The 17,839-nt window shown below is 69.4% G+C and carries 16 protein-coding genes and 1 pseudogene; 11 read left to right on the top strand and 6 right to left on the bottom strand.

Features of this window, described 5'->3' with window-relative positions; all coding sequences use genetic code 11:
• Positions 1-174 precede the first annotated feature (174 nt).
• The gene (locus DMH01_RS04785) at positions 175-1,158 is read left to right on the top strand and encodes a sorbosone dehydrogenase family protein (RefSeq protein ID WP_125673870.1); all 984 of its coding nucleotides are present in this window, start codon (positions 175-177) and stop codon (positions 1,156-1,158) included.
• A 51-nt stretch (positions 1,159-1,209) separates the two neighbouring features.
• Here the strand turns inward: DMH01_RS04785 and DMH01_RS04780 are convergent, their stop codons facing one another.
• Positions 1,210-2,586, bottom strand: coding sequence for a wax ester/triacylglycerol synthase family O-acyltransferase (locus DMH01_RS04780; protein WP_125673869.1), 1,377 nt, complete (start codon positions 2,584-2,586; stop codon positions 1,210-1,212).
• A gap of 95 nt (positions 2,587-2,681) precedes the next feature.
• Between DMH01_RS04780 and DMH01_RS04775 the strand changes: the two genes are divergently transcribed.
• The 9 genes from DMH01_RS04775 to DMH01_RS04735 all read left to right on the top strand — a co-directional run bounded on the left by DMH01_RS04775 (position 2,682) and on the right by DMH01_RS04735 (position 13,949).
• Positions 2,682-3,695 (top strand): glutathione S-transferase family protein, encoded by a 1,014-nt coding sequence (locus DMH01_RS04775; RefSeq protein WP_125673868.1) that lies wholly within the window; start codon positions 2,682-2,684, stop codon positions 3,693-3,695.
• Entirely contained in the window at positions 3,679-4,836 is a 1,158-nt protein-coding gene (locus tag DMH01_RS04770) for an FAD-binding oxidoreductase (RefSeq protein ID WP_125673867.1), read from the top strand. The genes DMH01_RS04775 and DMH01_RS04770 overlap by 17 nt, the downstream gene beginning before the upstream one ends.
• The gene (locus DMH01_RS04765; protein ID WP_125673866.1) at positions 4,829-5,452 is read left to right on the top strand and encodes a pyridoxamine 5'-phosphate oxidase family protein; all 624 of its coding nucleotides are present in this window, start codon (positions 4,829-4,831) and stop codon (positions 5,450-5,452) included. The genes DMH01_RS04770 and DMH01_RS04765 overlap by 8 nt, the downstream gene beginning before the upstream one ends.
• Positions 5,453-5,503: 51 nt before the next feature.
• On the top strand, positions 5,504-7,135 hold the full coding sequence (locus DMH01_RS04760; RefSeq protein ID WP_125673865.1) for a thiamine pyrophosphate-binding protein: 1,632 nt from the start codon (positions 5,504-5,506) through the stop codon (positions 7,133-7,135).
• Positions 7,132-9,192, top strand: coding sequence for a hydantoinase/oxoprolinase family protein (locus DMH01_RS04755; RefSeq protein ID WP_125673864.1), 2,061 nt, complete (start codon positions 7,132-7,134; stop codon positions 9,190-9,192). The genes DMH01_RS04760 and DMH01_RS04755 overlap by 4 nt, the downstream gene beginning before the upstream one ends.
• Complete coding sequence (locus DMH01_RS04750; RefSeq protein ID WP_125673863.1) at positions 9,189-10,886, top strand: hydantoinase B/oxoprolinase family protein; 1,698 nt, start codon at positions 9,189-9,191, stop codon at positions 10,884-10,886. Before DMH01_RS04755 ends, DMH01_RS04750 begins: the two co-directional genes overlap by 4 nt.
• 2 nt (positions 10,887-10,888) lie before the next feature.
• Positions 10,889-11,674, top strand: a complete 786-nt coding sequence (locus DMH01_RS04745; RefSeq protein WP_199745364.1) for an SDR family NAD(P)-dependent oxidoreductase — start codon at positions 10,889-10,891, stop codon at positions 11,672-11,674.
• Positions 11,675-11,678: 4 nt separating this feature from the next.
• Entirely contained in the window at positions 11,679-12,374 is a 696-nt protein-coding gene (locus tag DMH01_RS04740) for a GntR family transcriptional regulator (protein ID WP_125673861.1), read from the top strand.
• Positions 12,375-12,677: 303 nt separating this feature from the next.
• Positions 12,678-13,949 (top strand): aspartate aminotransferase family protein, encoded by a 1,272-nt coding sequence (locus DMH01_RS04735; protein ID WP_125673860.1) that lies wholly within the window; start codon positions 12,678-12,680, stop codon positions 13,947-13,949.
• A gap of 156 nt (positions 13,950-14,105) precedes the next feature.
• Here the strand turns inward: DMH01_RS04735 and DMH01_RS04730 are convergent, their stop codons facing one another.
• Positions 14,106-14,846, bottom strand: coding sequence for a hypothetical protein (locus tag DMH01_RS04730; protein ID WP_125673859.1), 741 nt, complete (start codon positions 14,844-14,846; stop codon positions 14,106-14,108).
• Between the two features lie 355 nt (positions 14,847-15,201).
• Here DMH01_RS04730 and DMH01_RS43165 point away from each other — a divergent pair.
• Positions 15,202-15,519 (top strand): annotated as a pseudogene (locus DMH01_RS43165) (IS1634 family transposase); the annotation flags it as partial.
• Positions 15,520-15,706: 187 nt separating this feature from the next.
• Here DMH01_RS43165 and DMH01_RS04715 read toward each other — a convergent pair.
• The 4 genes from DMH01_RS04715 to DMH01_RS04700 form a co-directional block, all read right to left on the bottom strand.
• Complete coding sequence (locus tag DMH01_RS04715; protein WP_125673857.1) at positions 15,707-16,129, bottom strand: VOC family protein; 423 nt, start codon at positions 16,127-16,129, stop codon at positions 15,707-15,709.
• Entirely contained in the window at positions 16,108-16,302 is a 195-nt protein-coding gene (locus DMH01_RS04710) for a hypothetical protein (RefSeq protein ID WP_020631236.1), read from the bottom strand. Before DMH01_RS04710 ends, DMH01_RS04715 begins: the two co-directional genes overlap by 22 nt.
• Before the next feature lie 111 nt (positions 16,303-16,413).
• Positions 16,414-16,908 (bottom strand): GNAT family N-acetyltransferase, encoded by a 495-nt coding sequence (locus DMH01_RS04705; RefSeq protein ID WP_125673856.1) that lies wholly within the window; start codon positions 16,906-16,908, stop codon positions 16,414-16,416.
• Between the two features lie 61 nt (positions 16,909-16,969).
• A complete protein-coding gene (locus DMH01_RS04700) occupies positions 16,970-17,749 on the bottom strand; it encodes an IclR family transcriptional regulator (RefSeq protein WP_125673855.1) in 780 nt (259 codons plus the stop codon).
• Between the last annotated feature and the right edge of the window lie 90 nt (positions 17,750-17,839).

The following is a 17,839-nucleotide window of genomic DNA, read 5'->3' as shown; positions in this document are numbered from 1 at the left end:
TGTAAAGTTTCCTACCTATGGCCGATCGCGGCGCCCGATTCGTCACGCTCGGCGCACACAACGGTTAACAGCCCGCGCGCCCGCTAGCCCGTCCAGTGGTGTCCGTTTCGTTATGTTGTGTGTTTCTATCCCACTCGACGGGTGCTCCAGGGTTGTCACTGAAGGAGGCGTCCCATGTCCTTACGTCGTACTCTCGCCGCCACGTTCGCCGCGGCGATGGCCGTGTCGATCGCGGCCGTCCCGGCGGCCGCCGAAGCGCCGTCGATCCAGGCGATCAGACAGCTCGCGAGCGGCCTCAACCAGGCCTGGTCGATCGATTTCCTGCCCGACGGCACCGGTGTCTTCACGCAGAAGGACGCCAGGACGATCAGCAAGATCGACAAGGCGGGCAAGGTCACCACGGTCCAGACCATCCCGGGGGTGAGCGTCACCGCCGAGGCCGGCCTGCTCGGCATCGCCGTCTCGCCGAATTACGCCACCGACGAGACAGTCTTCGTCTACTACACGACCAGTTCCGACAACCGGATCGCCAAGCTGAAGCTGGGCCAGACGCCGACGCCGATCGTCACCGGGATCCCGCGTGGTTCGCAGTACCACCACGGCGGGCGGATCAGGTTCGGGCCGGACGGCTACCTCTACGCGGGCACCGGCGACGGCCAGAACGGTGCCAACGCGCAGAACAAGAACTCCCTCGGGGGCAAGGTCCTGAGGGTCACCACCGACGGCGCGGCCGCGCCCGGCAACCCGTTCAACAGCCGCGTGTACTCCTACGGCCATCGCAACGTCCAGGGCCTGACCTGGGCGAACGGGCAGCTGTACGTTTCCGACATCGGCGCGAACCGGCTCGACGAGCTGAACAAGATCGAGTCGGGCAAGAACTACGGCTGGCCGACCTGCGAAGGCCCGTGCAACACGGCCGGGATGACCAACCCGGTCAAGTCCTGGCCGACGTCCTCGGCGACGCCGAGCGGGCTCGCGGCCTACAAGGGCTCGCTGTACATGGCGTCGCTGAAGGGTGGCACGTACAAGCTCGACCTGAACGGCAACGGCGGCAAGCTCTGGACCAACCTCGGCCGCACGCGTGACGCCGTCGCCGGCCCGGACGGCCAGCTGTACACGATCACCCCGGGCGCCCTCTACGTCTCCGACGGCAGCTGACCCCCGGCGCGTTTAGTCCTCTGGATGCGGTGGACCACCGCATCCGGAGGACTAAACGCGGGGGATGGCCACCGCATGTTCGAGTTCGGCGAGCGCGGTGTCCAGGTGGGTCAGGATGCGCTGCAGATGCGGCACGCTCCGGCGGCAGCCGGTGATGCCGAAGTCCAGGTTGTCCCCGTTGCTGGTCAGCGTGATGTTCAGCGCCTGCCCGTCCAGCAGCACCGACGCCGGGTAGATGCCGTCGAGCGCCGCGCCGTTCCAGTACATCTGCTTGCGCGGCCCCGGCACGTTGGAGATCACCAGGTTGAACGGCGGTTTCGTGTTGTTCACGAAACCCGGGATCGGGGACACGCCGAGCTGGGCGACGTTGATGCCCGACAGCAGCAGCGTCTGCAACGGGGTCAGCTCCGAGAAGAGCTTCTTCCCGTTCCGCATGGACGCGTTGATCGTCGCCAGCCGGGCGGCCGGATCGGTCAGATGGGTGGCGAGGTTGCACAGCAGCGCGCCGATGTTGTTCCCCGACGCGTCCCCGCTGTCCTTGCGCCGCAAGGAAACCGGAACCATCGCGGTCAGCGGCGCGTCGGGGAGCGCGTTCTGTTCCATCAGGTAGTCCCGCAGCGCGCCCGAGCACATCGCGAGGACGACGTCGTTGCGCGACACCCCGGCGGCGGTCGCCACCTTGCGCACGCGGTCCAGCGACCACGACTGCGCGGCGAACCGGCGGGCCCCGCCGATCGGAACGTTGAACATCGTCTTCGGCGCCTGTGACGGCAGCGTGAGAGTGTGTTCCTGGAACGCCTCCCGCGCCACCTTCACCGCGGCGGGCGCGATGCCGGCGAGCTGGTTCACCGTCTTGCCGAAGGTGCTGAACACCGAGGGCGACGCCTTGCCGTTGCGGCCGCCGTCCGGTTTGGCGCGGCGCCCCCACGGCGGCGGGCAGTCGAGGTCGAACGGGTCGTCCGACAGCGTGCCCTGAAGGTGCCGCAGTGCCGAGACGCCGTCCATCAGCGCGTGGTGGATCTTGCTGTAGATCGCGAACCGGCCGTCCTGGAGGCCCTCGACCAGGTGGATCTCCCACAGGGGGCGATGCCGGTCGAGCAGGGTGCTGTGCCAGCGTCCGGTCAGCTCCAGCAGCTCACGGATCCGGCCGGGCTGCGGCAGCGCCGAATGGCGGAAGTGGTAGTCGAGTTCGAGATCGTTGTCGGTCGCCCAGGCGACATGCCCGGCGGTGTTGACCGGCCGGGCGGGACGGCGCCGGAACACCGAGCGCATGTTGTCGGACTCGAGCATGCTCTTGCGGACGTCACGCAGATAGTCGGGGCCCGCGCCCTCGGGTTTCTTGAACAGCTGCAGTCCGCCGACGTGCATCGGATGTTCGCGCGTTTCCACGAGAAGGAACATCGAGTCGGTCACGGGCATGAACGGCATCGTCGGACCACCTTCCGCGCGGCGGCGTGCGAGCACGCCGGGTGCCAGAGTCTACGCACACCGAAACCACCTTCTCACGCTTTAGGGTGGCTCACATGACGATCCCGACCGATCCGCAGACGGGTGAGTTCCGTCGGTCCGCCAACCATTTCGACGCGCGTATCACCGCCGACGGCCGCGACGGCTGGCCGGTGGAGGCGGGGAGATACCGGCTGGTGGTCAGCCGGGCCTGCCCCTGGGCCAGCCGCGGCCTGGTCGTCCGGCGGCTGCTCGGCCTCGAGTCCGCGCTGAGCGTGGCCGTGGCCGACCCGATCCAGGACGAGAAGAGCTGGCGGTTCACCCTCGATCCCGACGACCGGGATCCGGTGCTCGGCATCAAGTACCTGGCCGAGGCCTATCACGCGGCCGATCCGCACTACATGGGCGGGATCAGCGTTCCGGCCATTGTGGACATTCCGAGCAAACGGCTGGTGAGTAACGACTATCCGCAGATCACCCTCGACCTGTCCACCGAATGGACCAGCCTCCACCGGCCCGGCGCGCCCGACCTCTACCCAGAGCGACTTCGCGGCGAGATCGACGACGTCAACGTGGGCGTCTACGCGGATGTCAACGCCGCCGTGTACCAAGCCGGGTTCGCGACCAAACAGGCCGCGTACGAGGACGCGTACACCCGGCTCTTCGCCATGCTGGACGTGCTTTCCGAGCGGCTGGAAAAGCAGCGCTACCTCGTCGGTGACACGATCACCGAAGCGGACATCCGGTTGTTCACCACGCTCGTCCGCTTCGACGCCGTCTACCACGGGCATTTCAAGTGCAACCGGAACAAACTGACCGAAATGCCGGTGCTGTGGGCCTACGCCCGCGACCTCTTCCAAACGCCGGGCTTCGGTGACACCGTCGACTTCGACCACATCAAGCGGCACTACCACGCGGTGCACGAGCAGGTGAACCCGACGCGGATCGTCCCTTTGGGACCGGACCTGTCCGGCTGGACGACGCCGCACCACCGGGAGCAGCTGGGCGGGCGCCCGTTCGGCGACGGCACGCCGCCGGGACCGCCGCCCGAGGACGAACGGATCGGGGACCCGCATGGAGCCACTTCCTGAACGCACCGACGTAGTCGTGATCGGCGGTGGGATCATCGGGGTCAGCTGCGCGTACCGGCTCGCCGCCGCCGGGGTCTCGGTCCTGCTGCTCGAACGCGACATCCTGGGCGCGGGCTCGACGGCGAAGGCGGCCGGCGGGATCCGGTCGTCGTTCACCACCCGGGTCAACATCGAGATCGGGCTGCGCGGGCTGGCCGAGTACACCTCCTTCGCCGAGACGTACGGGACCGAGATCGACTTCCGCCGCGACGGCTACCTCTACCTGGTCACCGACCCCGCGGACCTGCCCGAATTCGAGCGCTGCGCGGAACTGCAGAACTCCTACGGTGTCCGCAGCCGTCTCGTCGAACCCGCCGAAGCGCGGCGGTTCTCCCCGCTGATCGACACCGAGGGCGTCGTCGCGGCGCTGTGGTCGCCGGACGACGCCAAGGCGACCCCGGACTCCGCCGTCCAGGGCTACGCGCGGGCCGCCCGAGGGCACGGCGCGGTGCTCAGGACCGGTGTCGAGGTCGTCGGGATCGACCGCGACGGCGACGAGATCACCGGCGTCCGGACCGAGGACGGTTTCGTGCGGACGGACGCGGTGGTCTGCGCGGCGGGCGCGTGGTCGGGCCGGATCGGGGAACTCGCCGGTGTCGACCTCCCGGTGCGGCCGTACCGTCGGCAGGTCGTGTTCACCGGCCCGGTCGCGGATCTGCCCGCGTCCGTGCCGCTGACCATCGAGATGCCGTCCGCCTTCTACTTCCACCGCGAGGGCCTCGGCCTGGCGATGTCCTTCTGCGACGGTGACGGCGACCCCGGCTTCGACACCCGCTATCAGCCGGGCGAGTGGCTGCCGAAACTCGCCGAGATCGCCGCGCGCCGGGTGCCCGCGGTGCTCGACGCGGGGATCCGCGGCGGCTGGGCCGGGCTGTACGAGGTCACCCCCGATCGCAACCAGATCGTGGGGGAAAGCGTCCACCTGTCGCGGTTCTTCTACGCGACCGGCTTTTCGGGACACGGGTTCCAGATGGGCCCGGCGGTGGGGGAGCTCGTGCGGGACCTCTACCTGGGGCGGGTCCCGGCCATCGACATCACCGGGCTCGACGTCCGCCGGTTCGCCGGCGACCGGGCCGTGACGAGGGAGCACAACATTGTCTGAGTTCGTCGAAGTCACCACCGAAGCCGAGCTGCGCGAGATCCTGCCGCCGCCGCTGGAACGGACCGCGAACAAGGCGCGCCCGAAGCTGCACGAGATGGACCGCCAGTGGCTCGCGGAGTCGCCGTTCGTGCTGATCGCGACGTCGGCGGCCGACGGCACCTGCGACGTCTCGCCGAAGGGCGACCCGGCCGGGTTCACGCTGGTACTGGACGACACGCGGATCGCCATCCCGGAGCGGCCCGGCAACCGGCGCGCCGACGGGTTCCACAACGTGCTGTCGAATCCGCACGTCGGGCTGATCTACCTGATCCCGGGCCGCGGCGACACGCTGCGGATCAACGGCCGCGCGCGGCTCGTGCGGGAGGCACCGTTCTTCGACGACATGATCGTAAAGGGCAGCAGGCCGAAGCTCGCGCTGGTCGTCGACATCGACGAGATCTTCCATCACTGCCAGAAGGCGTTCATGCGGTCGAAGCTGTGGTCGCCGGAGAGCTGGACGCCCGGCGCGCTGCCGTCGCGGGCGGCGATCGCGAAGACCTTCGAACGGCCGGACGAGAGCATGGCCGACCTCGAGGCGTATTACGACCCTGCCGCCTACTCTGCGGGCTTGTACTGAGCCGACCGCGGTGGTTGCTGGATCGTTGAACGATCTGGCACTATCGGCGAGGTGCCTGCACCCACCGGAGCCCAGCATCTCGCCGACGCGCTGACCGCTCTGGGGACCGAAGTCGTCTTCGGTCTCCCCGGGGTGCACAACCTGCCGTTATGGGAGGCGCTGGCCGATACGGACATCCGGCTCGTCGGGGTCCGGCACGAGCAGACGGCCGGGTACGCGGCCGACGGTTATGCCCGTGCGACGGGGAAGCTCGGCGTCGCGCTGGTGACCACGGGGCCCGGCGCGGCGAACACGCTCGCCGCCGTCGGCGAGGCCATGGCGTCGGCCGCGCCGGTGCTGATCATCGCGACCGACATCCCGTCCACGCTGCGGCGGCCGGGCGTGGTCCGCGGCGTACTGCACGAGACGTCGGACCAGCAGGCGATGTTCGCTCCGGTCACCAAGGCCGGCTTCACCGTGACGAGCGCCGACCAGGTCGCCGCCACCCTCCACCGCGCGGCCCGGCTCGCGCTCCAGCCGCAGAGCGGGCCGGTGTACCTCGGCATCCCCGCCGACTTCCTGTCGGAGCGGACGCCCGCGCGCCGCCCGCCGCGGTCGCACGCCCGGCCGTCCGAGATCCCGGACCTCACCGAGGCCGAGGCGCTCCTGGCCACCGCCGACCGGCCGCTGATCTGGGCGGGCGGCGGCGCGCTGCGCGCCGAGGCGGGTGAGGCGATCGGGAAACTCGCCGAACGGCTGGCCGCGCCGGTGCTCACCACGTTCGGTGCCCGCGGCCTCCTGCCGGTCGATCATCCCTGTCTCGCCCCGAATCCGGTGCACGCGCCCGAGGTCGGCGCCCTGTGGGACGAGGCCGACGTCGTCCTCGCGATCGGCACGGACTTCGACGGGCTGATGACGCAGAACTGGCTGATGCCGCAGCCGAAGAAGCTCATCGCGATCAACGTCGACCCGGACGACGCGGCCAAGAACTACCAGCCGGACATCACGCTGGTCGGGGATGCCAGGGTCCTCGTCGAGGCGCTGAAAGTCGAGGAACGGGCGGGTATCGCGGCACTCGTCGGCAGGCTCGCCAAGGTCTCCGCCCGGGTCCGGCAGCGGATCAAGGAGGAGGAACCGCAGGCCGCGGACCTTCTGTCCACTTTGGACGAGGTACTGCCGCAGGACGCGGTCGTGGTCGCGGACATGTGTGTGGCCGGGTACTGGATCGGCGGGTTCCATCGTGTCCGCGCGCCGCGCAAGCTCGCGTACCCGATGGGCTGGGGCACCCTCGGCTACGGCTTCCCCGCCGCGCTCGGCGCGGGTGCCGCGGGCGCCGGCCGCGCGATCTGCGTCAGCGGTGACGGCGGTTTCCTGTTCGGCTGCGGCGATCTGCACACGCTCGCGCAGGAACAGTTGCCGGTCACGGTGATCCTCGTCGACGACGGTGGCTACGGGATGCTCCGCTACGACCAGGATCGCGCGGGGCTGCCACGCCGGGGGGTGGACTGGGACAGTCCCGATTTCGTCGGCCTGGCGAGGGCTTTCGGCGTACACGCGGACCGCGTCTCCGGCTTCGGACGCGCGTTCCGGCGGCTGCTCGGCGAATTCGTCGAGTCCGACGAGCCCAACGTGCTGGTCGTGCGCGCGAAGATGGCTCCGCCGCTCAACACCTCGCCGCGCTGGTACCGCAAGGAATCCCCGTGAGCGGGCTCCGCGTCGGCGTGGACATCGGCGGCACGTTCACCGATCTCTGCGTGCTCGACGAGACCGGGGTCGTGGCCGTCGGCAAGGTGCTGACGACCCACGACGAGCCCGCCCGCGCGGTCGAAGAAGGTCTCAAGAGGACACTCGCGGACGCCGGGCTCGACGCGGGCGACGTCGAGCAGTTCGTGCACGGCACGACGCTGGTCACGAACGCGCTGATCGAACGCAAAGGGGCACGCACCGCCCTGCTGGCGACGGCCGGTTTCCGCGACGTGCTGGAGATGCGGCGCGAGCATCGCTACGAACTGTACGACCTGCTCATCGAATTGCCGACGCCGCTGGTACCACGGCATCTGCGGTTCGACGTCCCCGAGCGGATCCTCGCCGACGGAACTGTCCACACAGGACTGGACGAGGAGTACGTCGCGCGGCTCGGCCGGGAGCTCGACGCCCGGGGGATCGACGCGGTCGCGATCTGTTTCCTGCACGCCTTCACCAATCCCGCGCACGAAAGACGGGCCGCCGAGGTGCTGCGGGAGGTCGCGCCCCGTCTGCGGGTCGCGCTTTCCAGCGAGGTCGTCCCCGAGATCCGCGAATTCGAACGCATGTCGACCACGGTCGCGAACGTCTACGTCCAGGACCTCACCGAACGGTACCTGCGTGACCTGGAAAGACGGCTGCACGCGGCCGGGGTGCGGCCGTCACCGCACATCATGCTGTCCAACGGCGGGATCGCGACCGTCGACACCGCCGCGCGCTACCCGATCCGCATCCTCGAATCCGGCCCGGCGGGTGGCGCGCTGGCCGCGTCCGCGATCGGTGCCGCGGCAGGCGTCGAGGATCTGCTGGCCTTCGACATGGGCGGCACGACGGCGAAACTGTGCATGATCTCCGGTGGCGCGCCGCTGGTGACGCACGAGTTCGAAGTGGACCGGAAGTACCGGCTGCTGCCGGGATCCGGGCTGCCGGTCAAGGTACCGGTCACGGACATGATCGAGATCGGCGTCGGCGGCGGCTCGATCGCGCGGATCGACGCGCTCGGCCTGCTGACCGTCGGCCCGGATTCGGCGGGGTCCGAGCCCGGCCCGGTCTGCTACGGCCGAGGTGGCACCGAGCCGACCGTGACGGACGCCGACCTCGTGCTCGGCTATCTCGATCCGGGGTATTTCCTCGGCGGCGGAATGACTTTGGATCCCGACGGCGCGCGCGAGGCGATCCGCTCGAAGATCGCCGGACCGCTCGGCGTCAGTGTCGAAGAGGCCGCGTGGGGCATCCACACCAGCGTCGACGAGGACATGGCCAATGCCGCCAGGGTCCACGCCGTCGAACGCGGCAAGGATCCGGCGAAGCTGCCGATGTTCACTTTCGGCGGAGCCGGACCGGTGCACGGCGTCGGGGTGGCGCGGGCGCTCGGCGCGCCCGAGGTGGTCGCGCCGCCCGCCGCCGGGGTGCTCAGCGCGGCGGGATTCCTCACCGCGCCACTGGCTTTCGACTTCGTGCGTTCGGCGCGCTCCGCGGTTCTCGACCTTTCCTGGGAACAGGTCGGCGCGCTGTTCGGAGAGATGGAAGCCGAAGGCGCGGAGCTGCTGGAGAAGTCCGGTGTGGACGGTGCGGAGGTGACGCACCGCCGGATCGCCGAGATGCGGTACTCCGGGCAGGGTTACGAGATCCGGGTGCCGGTCGAGGACGGGGACTGGCCGGCGTCGCTGATCGACGCGTTCACCGAGACCTATCGGACGCTGTACCGGCGGACCGGGCCGGACGTCGCGATCGAGGTGCTGAACTGGCGCGTCGTCTCCAGCGGCCCGGCGCCCGAGGTCACGCTGAAACTCGCGAGCGCCGAGGCCGAGGGTGACGCGCGCAAGGGGAGCCGTCCCGCGTACTTCCCCGCCGAAGGTGGCTTTGTCGACACGGCGGTGTTCGACAGGTACCGGCTCAAGCCGGGTGATCGCGTCGAGGGCCCGGCCATCGTGGAGGAACGAGAGTCCACTGTGGTCGTTCCGCCGGGTGCGCGTTGTGTCGTCCGCGAAGACGCCAGTCTGGTGGTGACGGTATGAGCGTCGACCCGATCCTGGTAGGAGTGCTGGGAAACCGGCTGCATTCGATATTGGCCGAACAGCAGAACGCCCTCGTCAACACGGCGTTCTCGTCCGTGGTGCGGGAATCGCTCGACCTCGCCTGCGCGGTGTTCGACTCCCGCGGCGAGATGATCGGCCAGTCCGTCGGCGGAACGCCCGGCCACATCAACGCGATGGCCACCGGGATGCACCATTTCGTCGCCGCGTACCCGCCGGAGACGCTGGAACCCGGCGACGTCCTGCTCACCAACGACCCGTGGCAGACGGCGGGGCAGATCAACGACATCACCGTCGCGACGCCGGTGTTCCTGCGCGGACGGCTGGTCGCGTGGTTCGCCTCCTGTTGCCACGCCCCGGACATCGGCGGGCGCCTGGTCTCCGCCGAGGCCGCCGAGGTCTTCGAAGAGGGCCTGCGCCTGCCGATCATGAAGTTCCTCCGCGCGGGCGAGGTCAACGCGGATCTCGAACTGCTGATCCGCGCGAACGTCCGCACCCCGGAGGAGACCATCGGCGACCTGTACGCGCAGGTCACCGGGAACGAGGTCGGCGCCGCCAGCCTGGTGCGGCTGCTGGAGGAATTCGGGCTCGATTCGCTCGACGACGTCGCCGCGGAGATCATGAACCGCTCCGAGCGGGCGCTGCGGGCCGCGCTGGCGAAATTGCCGGACGGCACCTACACCAGCGAGCTGGTGACCGACGGGTTCGACGACGAAGAGGTCGTCCTCAAGGTCGCCGTGACGATCGACGGCGAGGACATCCACCTCGATTTCGACGGCTCGTCGCCGCAGAGCCGCCGCGGGATCAACGTCGTCCTGAACTACACCAGGGCGTACGCGTCGTTCGCGGTCAAGGCGGCCATTTCGCCGGAGGTGCCGCACAACGCGGGTTCGTTCCGGCCGGTGCACGTCACCGCCCCGGAGGGCTCGGTGCTCAACTGCACGCCGCCCGCGCCGGTCGCGTCGCGGCACCTGATCGGGCACTTCCTGCCTTCACTGCTGCTCACCGCCTTGCCCGGCAACGCCATGGCGCACAGCGCGGACGCGTTGTGGATGACGATCTGGCGCGGCACGGACGCCGAAGGCCATGAGTTCATGCTCAACGTCTTCCAGACCGGCGGGATCGGCGCTAGGTCCATAAAGGATGGACTGAACACCACGGGGTTCCCGAGCGGCTTGCGATCCACGCCGACGGAGGTCATCGAGACGATGGCGCCGTTGATCCAGCTCGAACGGGTGCTGCGCTCGGACTCGGGCGGCGCCGGAAAGTGGCGCGGCGGCCTTGGCCAGTGCACCACCATGGCCGCCCGCGGTGAGATCTCGTGGAGTGTCAACGGGAACGTCGACCGGGTGCTTCGGCCGGCGTCCGGTGTGGACTCGGGACACGACGGCGCGGTCGGCCGGTTCGAGCTGACCCGCGGTCCCTTGCCGTCGAAGAGCCGGGTGAACCTGCGTCCGGACGACGTGGTGAACGTGGTCCTTCCCGGTGGCGGTGGTTACGGCGACCCCTTCGAGCGGGATCCGGAGGCTGTGCTCGCCGACGTCGTCGACGGATACATCTCGGTGGAAGCGGCGCGCGAGCTGTACGGCGTCGAGGTCACCTATCACGGAGAACCCGGAGCGCTGGTGCGCCTTCCGGAGGACTACACAGCGGTTTCGTCGAGAGGGAAGAGATGAGCATGGGTCGGCTGGCCGGCAAGGTCGCGGTGGTCTTCGGGGGAGCGAGGGGCATCGGCCTCGCCACCGTGAAGGAGTTCGTCGCCGAGGGCGCGACCGTGTTCTCCAGTGACATCCGTGAACCCGCGGAGGCCGTCGAAGGCGTCCGTCAGTCCCTTGTGGACGCCACCGACGAAGGACAGGTCGACGAATTCGTGCGCGGGGTGGTCGCCGAAACCGGCCGGATCGACGTGCTGTTCAACAACGTCGGCATCCACCTCGGGAAACCGCTGGTGGACACCACGCTGGCGGAGTTCGACGACATCTTCGCGCTGAACGTGCGCGCGGCCTTCCTCGGCACGCGGGCCGTATTGCCGCACATGATCGCGAACAAGGCGGGCAGCATCGTCACGACGTCGTCCAACGGCGGGGTGATGGGCCGCCCCGGCGACCCGGTGTACAACGCCACCAAGCACGCGCTGGTCGGCCTGACGAAGTCGATCGCCGTCGCGCACGCGCACCAGGGCATCCGCGCGAACACGGTCAACCCGGGCGCGATCGACACGGACATGCTGCGCGGCACCCTCGCGTCGCCGGAGGAGTTCGAAGCCAAGCAACACCAGCTGACCGCGAGCACGCCGGCGGCGCGGGTCGGCGAGGCGTGGGAAGTCGCGAAAGCGGTGGTCTTCCTGGCCAGCGACGAATCCCGGTTCGTCAACGGGGTCGCCCTCCCGGTCGACGGCGCCAAGGCCGCCGGCGCGATGCCGGGCAACCGGTACAGCCTCGACTTCGAACTCGGTGTCAGGTAGCGCCATGTCCACATCTGCCGCCGAGGAGACGCTGGCCAGCGACAGACCCTTGCTCGAACGGAGCGGGACGGCGGAACGGGTCGCCGAGATCCTGCGCCAGCGCATCACCGAAGGCGTCTTCCCGCCCGGGTCGAGGCTTTCGGAACCGTCGATCAGCGCCGCGCTGGGTGTCTCGCGCAACACCCTGCGCGAGTCCTTCCAGCTCCTGGCGCACGAGCGGCTCGCGGTGCACGAACTCAACCGCGGCGTGTTCGTGCGGGAGCTGACCGCGCAGGACATCTCGGATCTCTACGTGATGAGGCGGGTCACCGAATGCGGTGCGCTGCGGCGCGCGGCCGAGCTGTCCACTGTGGACCTGTCGGTGATCGCGGACGCGGTGCGGGACGGCCGTGCCGCGGCCGACGAAGGCGACTGGCAGGCCGTCGGGACCGCGAGTATCGCGTTCCACCAGGCGGTGGGCGACCTGGCCGGAAGCGAGCGGGTCAGCACGACGATGCGCCAGGTGCTGGCGGAGACGCGGCTCTTCTTCGTACTGGCGGAGAACACCCGCGCGTTCTTCGAGCCGTTCCTGGAGCGGCACGAGCGGATCCTGCGGGATCTGGAGCGGGGGCGCTTCGGGCCCGCTGAGACGGCGCTGGAGAAGTACCTGCGGGATGCGGAGAAGCAGCTTCTGGCCGCTTATGACCGTCGCGAGTCTTGAGTGGAGGCGGGCGGCGCTTCCAGCGCGTTGCGAAAGCCACTTTCCCAACGCTGAAGGTTGCGAAAGTGGCTTTCGCAACAACTGCCAGAAGGGCCGCGGGTAGGTGTCCGCCGCCGATCCTGGGGTGTCGCGAAAGCCACTTTCGGGACACCTGATGTCCCGAAAGTGGCTTTCGCGACATCTGTCGAGTCCCCCGGGCGCGACAGGCCGGACAGATCCGAGGCACGAACTGTGCACGATGGAGTGTTCGCGTCCCGGCCGGATCCGGGTGAGGATGGGGGCACGAGCACGAGGAGGAAGATCATGGTTTCGTCGGCGTCCGCGCGCAATCCGCTGTGGCACCCTTTCGCGGACATGGGGGCGGTCGACGGCGACCGGCTCGTCATCACCCGCGGTGAGGGTTCCTACGTCTGGGACGACGAGGGCAAGCGGTACTTCGACGCGACGGCGTCGCTCTGGTACGCGAACTTCGGGCACGGGCGTGAGGAGATCGCGCGGGCCGTCGCGGACCAGTTGCGGACGCTCGATTCGTACAACCTGTTCGGCTACCACGCCAACGAGCCCGCACTGAAGCTCGCCGAACGCGTCTCCGCGCTGGCGCCGGAACCGGGCTCGAAGGTGTTCTTCGGTTCGGGCGGCGGTGACGCCATCGACACCGCGGTCAAGATCGCCCGTTCGTATTTCGCGCACACCGGGCGCCCGGAGAAGGTGCACGTCATCGGCCGGGTGCAGGGCTACCACGGGACGCACGGTTTCGGCACGGCCGTCGGCGGGATCGCGGCCAACGCGGCGGGGTTCGGGCCGCTGCCGGGCGACTTCTCGCACGTGCCGTACGACAGCGCCGAAGCGCTCGAAGCCGAGATCCTGCGGGTCGGGCCGGAGCGGGTCGCGGCGTTCTTCTGCGAACCGGTGATCGGCGCGGGCGGCGTCCTGCTTCCCCCGGACGGGTACATCGAGACGGTCGCCGGGATCTGCCGCGAACACGACGTGCTGTTCGTCGCGGACTGTGTGATCGGCGCGTTCGGGCGGCTGGGCACCTGGTTCGGGATCGATCGGTGGGCCGTGAAACCGGACATGATCACGACCGCGAAGGGCATCACCGGCGGGACGATCCCGCTGGGCGCGCTGATCGTCGCGCCGAGGGTGGCCGAGCCGTTCTTCACCGGCGCGCCGGGTGCGCCGGTGCTGCGGCACGGCGCGACCTACGCCGGGCACCCGGTCGCGTGCGCCGCGGGGAACGCGACGCTGGACATCTACGAGCGCGACGGGCTCATCCCGCGCGGGCGGGAACTGGAGAAGCCGCTGGCGGACGCGCTTTCCGGGCTCGCTTCGCATCCGCTGGTGGCGGAGGTCCGGGCCGGGCTCGGCTTCCTCGGCGCGGTCGAGCTGAAGGCCGAAGTCGTCGAGGCGAACCCCGGCGCGGCGAACCGGCTGCAGCGGCTGGCACGGGACGAAGGCGTCCTCGTACGGAACCTGGCCAAGGGGATCGCGGTGTCGCCGCCGTTGATCGCCGGGGAGACCGAGCTCGACCTGCTCGCTACGGCTCTGCCGCGTGCGCTGGACAAGCTCGCCTAGTCGCCTGAGGGATAACGTGAAGCCTGAGTTGGCTCACGGTGCCGCGCTCGTGAGGCCCGCGTCGCGTTCACCTGAGGTGATGCCTGCAGGTGGGGCTGTTTTCACGCACTAACCGAATGAGTCAACTGGGTCTGACCGGCCAGCCGTCTGGCGGCCTCAGAGCCGCAGCAGCCCCGCGGCGAGCGACTCACGCAATCCGGCGGGCGGCTCCTGGTAGCCCTCGTCCCACAGCGCACCGGGAAAGCCGCCGGCCGCGAACGCAGTGTTGAGATCGTCGACGAACCAGATCGCGGGCCCCACCTTCCCGTCGATTCCGGGGCCGGGCAGGTCGATGCCGTAGGGCGCGTCGCCGCTGATGTTCGCCTTGTGGAGCTCGTCGGGCGCGTAGTCGAGCTGGAACGGGATGCCGGCGTCCCGGCGCGCGGTGTCGCTGAGGTACGCGGCGTGCTCGGCCTCGTAGTAGGAGCGCGAGCCGCCCCGCTCGGCCCACTCGAGCTGCACTACCAACGGGTCCGCGAGCACGCTGGCCGGCCAACCCGGCAATTCCCCGACGAGCCACACATCGCCCACCTGCCGGATCCACGCGCTGATCGTCATCGGGAACGGCGCGAACGTCACCTCCAGCCAGTCGGCCAGCGCGGGCGCGCCCGGCGACGGGGGAACGTGGGCGCGACACGGCGTCCCCTCGTCGTCGTTCTCTTCCGCACGGAAGCCCCGCGCCTGCAGCCGCTCAACGAGCGTCTCGACGTTCCTGCGGGCACGGTCGGCGAACTCGCGCGCCACCGCCTCGGCGTCCTCGCGGTACGGGGCGTCGAAGACCCGTAGGCCAAGACCGCGCAGGTCGCGCCATACGTCGTCGGGATCACCGGACACGTACCGCGCGTGGAAGCTCGCCATGGCCACCATCCTTGCAGAGCCACCAGCGTCGGCGGCGAGGTCTCGGTTGCCGACTCAGCTGGCGATCCGCAACGTCATCAAGCAGCCGCGGCCGCTGCGCTCGGCGACCATCGCGATCAATGGCACGACACAGACCTTCGCCCGCCATCCCCGCCGAGAAGCAGGCCATCCTCGAAGATCCACGCCCGCAAAGTCACGCACTAACCCGACTTGACTCACGGTTGGCTGATTCGGGGGTCTGTGGGGTTTGACCTGGGGTGTTGTGTCGGGAGGCACGCACTAAACGGGTCGGGGTTCTATGGTGTCGGTCGTGGCGTACGTGCGGACGGTGAAGACGGCGTCAGGGGCGCGGGCGGTGCAGATCGTGCATTCCCAGCGGCGGGGTTCGCGGGACATCGAGCACATCGGATCTGCGCACACGGATGCGGACCTGGAGCTGCTCAAGGCGGTGGCGCGGCAGCGGCTGGCCGCGGGGCAGGGCGAGTTGGATCTGCGCCTGCCGGACGGTCCGGCCAACGGAGGTGGTCTGTTGCCGATCACGTCCACGCGTGCGGGGCACCTGCTGGACGCGTTGGGCCGCGGATACGACACGCTGGGGTTCGCTGCGGCTGCCGAGCGGGACGAGGTGTTCAAGGCGTTGGTTTTGGCCAGGATCATCGAGCCGACCAGCAAGCTGCGCTGGACAAGCTCGCCTAGTCGCCTGAGGGGTAACGTGAAGGCCTCCTTCACAGCGCCAGGCGCCGTGAAAGAGGCCTTCACGTACTCGCGCACGAGGGCCGCGCGCTCGGTCATGAAGGGCACAGCCGACGGGACCAGGTCCCTTCATGACACCCCCAGTGGCGGGCCCTCGCAGGCCCGCCTCAGGTGAGGCAGAGTTCGTTGCCCTCCGGGTCCGCGATCGTGATCCACTCGGCGGGCCCCTGCTTGCCGCGGTGCAGGAACGTCGCACCGAGCGCGGTCAGCCGCTCGAGTTCGGCCTCGATCTTGCCCGCCCCCATCCGGATGTCGAGGTGCAGCCGGTTCTTGACCGTCTTCCCCTCGGGCACCAGCTGGAAGAGGAACCGCTGCCCGGTCTCCGGGTGGACGATCGCCGCGCCGTCCTTCCACACCAGGACACCGTTGTGCGTGGTCGTCGCTTCCTCGGAGGCGTACCCCTTGGCGATCATCTCGCGGATGAACTCCTCGTTGCTCGCCTCGACCCGCCATCCGAGCAGCTCCGCCCACCAGTCGGCGAGGTCGTGCGGATGAGCGGAGTCCACGGTCACCTGGAAGTCATACGCCATACCGGCACATTAACGACCCGCCCCGACAATTCCGGGCGGTCATGCCCGCTGACCACGGTGAACCGCCATTTGTCGACCCCGCCGCCGATGATCTCGGCGTAGCGCCGGGCGCCGTCCGCGTTGGCGAAGCGCACCTGCTGCCCGTTGGTGAGATGGGTGATCTTGACGGCCATCCGTGCCTCCCTGAAGTCCGGTGCCGGCCCGCGGAGCTTCCCCCTCCGGGGCCGGCGCCGACAGTAGAACACATGTTCGACACTGGTCGCCAACCCAACCCCCCGGGCGGGTCATCGACGCATGGTCACCCGCGGCCACGCGTCCAGGCCGCGGGCGATTTCGTGGTCCCGGACGGCTCGCAGGCCCTCGGTGAGGCTCTCCTCGTCGAGCGTCGCGAAGCCGAGCCGGGCGTAGTACGGCGCGTTCCACGGCACCTCGGCGTACGTCGTCAGTGTCAGTCCGGCGAGCCCTTCGCGCGAAGCCCACTCCGCCGCGTGCTCGATCAGCCGCCGCCCGAGACCTCGGCGCGCGTGATCCGGATGGACGGACACCTGCTCGATGTGGCCGTGACCGTCGACGACCTCGGCGAGCAGATACGCCACCGGCCCGTCGCCCGCGTCCCACACCCAGGCCCGGCCCTCGCGCTGGAAGACCGTGAGGTCCGCGATCGACGGCGGGTCGTCGTCGGCGATCGCGGCCATGCCGAGCGCGCGGAACGGTTCGCCGGCGGCGCGTTCGATGTCCTGGAGTACGGGAAGGTCTTCGGGGGTGGCGAGTCGGATCACGGGTCGAGTTCTACCCAGCCGGGGCTCATGGAGGCGCGTGAATTAGGGCGAACTCGCGTGATCAGAGAGCGAACGACGAGACGGCGCGGTGGATCCTGCTCGCGTACGACTGGAGCGCGACGATGGCCGCTCGTTTCGCGTCGTCGCCGATCCGGGTCGCGGGGGCGGCCAGTGTCAGCACCGCGGGCCGGTGCCCGGTGCTCGGGATCGGCACGGAACACGACCAGACGCCGTCGTCCAGTTCGCCCCAGCTGACCGCGAACCGGTTCGCCCCGGCGCGTTTGACCTCTTCCCGCACGCCAGGGCCGCGGCGCTGGACGATCGAGGAAAGCCGCCGTTCGCGTTCGCCCTCCGGCAGCATGGCGAGCAGCATCTTGCCCGACGCGCCGGTGCCGAGCGGGACGGAATGCCCCGGCTGGAAGGTGAACCGCATCGCGCGTTCGCATTCGACGCGGTCCGCGCAGACCGCGGATTCGCCGAAATGCTGGAACAGCAGCACCGTCTCGCCGAGGTCGCGAGCCGCCTCCTCCATCGTCGGGCGGGCCAGCCTGGCGAGATCGTTGGCCAGTTGCGCGGCCCGCGCGAGCGGCATCACCTGGCTCGTCACGTGATAGCGCCCCGTCCTGCCCTCCTCCAGGAGCTGGAGTTCCTTCAGCAGCGCGACATAGCGGTATGTCGTGGCGACCGGGGTGCCGATCCTCGCCGCGAGTTCGGCGACGCTCGCGTCCCAGCGGCGTTCGGAAAAGGAGAGCAGCAGCTGCAGTACTTTGCGCGAGCTGCTGGCGCCGGGGGTGCGTTTCGGTGGGGCGGTGGTGTCCAGGGATCGTGCGGCAGGCGTCATCTCGACCTCTCGCCGGGGAATCACGAAGAGTCAAGAAGCTAGCACATTGTGTGAATTGCGGACCAGGGTCTTTGGTCCATGAACAGGCGG

Source organism: Amycolatopsis sp. WAC 04182, assembly GCF_003947465.1.
In the GTDB taxonomy this organism is placed as follows: Bacteria; Actinomycetota; Actinomycetes; order Mycobacteriales; family Pseudonocardiaceae; genus Amycolatopsis.
Note: the sequence above shows the minus strand (reverse complement) of the source record. Positions and strands in the feature narration are given on the sequence as shown.

What these genes read in the sequence shown, in the direction of transcription:
- DMH01_RS04785 (WP_125673870.1), top strand. Translation starts at nt 175, where the DNA reads ATGTCCTTACGTCGTACTCTCGCCGCCACGTTCGCCGCGGCGATGGCC.
- DMH01_RS04780 (WP_125673869.1), bottom strand. Translation starts at nt 2,586, where the DNA reads ATGCCGTTCATGCCCGTGACCGACTCGATGTTCCTTCTCGTGGAAACG.
- DMH01_RS04775 (WP_125673868.1), top strand. Translation starts at nt 2,682, where the DNA reads ATGACGATCCCGACCGATCCGCAGACGGGTGAGTTCCGTCGGTCCGCC.
- DMH01_RS04770 (WP_125673867.1), top strand. Translation starts at nt 3,679, where the DNA reads ATGGAGCCACTTCCTGAACGCACCGACGTAGTCGTGATCGGCGGTGGG.
- DMH01_RS04750 (WP_125673863.1), top strand. Translation starts at nt 9,189, where the DNA reads ATGAGCGTCGACCCGATCCTGGTAGGAGTGCTGGGAAACCGGCTGCAT.
- DMH01_RS04745 (WP_199745364.1), top strand. Translation starts at nt 10,889, where the DNA reads ATGGGTCGGCTGGCCGGCAAGGTCGCGGTGGTCTTCGGGGGAGCGAGG.
- DMH01_RS04740 (WP_125673861.1), top strand. Translation starts at nt 11,679, where the DNA reads ATGTCCACATCTGCCGCCGAGGAGACGCTGGCCAGCGACAGACCCTTG.
- DMH01_RS04735 (WP_125673860.1), top strand. Translation starts at nt 12,678, where the DNA reads ATGGTTTCGTCGGCGTCCGCGCGCAATCCGCTGTGGCACCCTTTCGCG.
- DMH01_RS04730 (WP_125673859.1), bottom strand. Translation starts at nt 14,846, where the DNA reads ATGGCGAGCTTCCACGCGCGGTACGTGTCCGGTGATCCCGACGACGTA.
- DMH01_RS04715 (WP_125673857.1), bottom strand. Translation starts at nt 16,129, where the DNA reads ATGGCGTATGACTTCCAGGTGACCGTGGACTCCGCTCATCCGCACGAC.
- DMH01_RS04710 (WP_020631236.1), bottom strand. Translation starts at nt 16,302, where the DNA reads ATGGCCGTCAAGATCACCCATCTCACCAACGGGCAGCAGGTGCGCTTC.
- DMH01_RS04700 (WP_125673855.1), bottom strand. Translation starts at nt 17,749, where the DNA reads ATGACGCCTGCCGCACGATCCCTGGACACCACCGCCCCACCGAAACGC.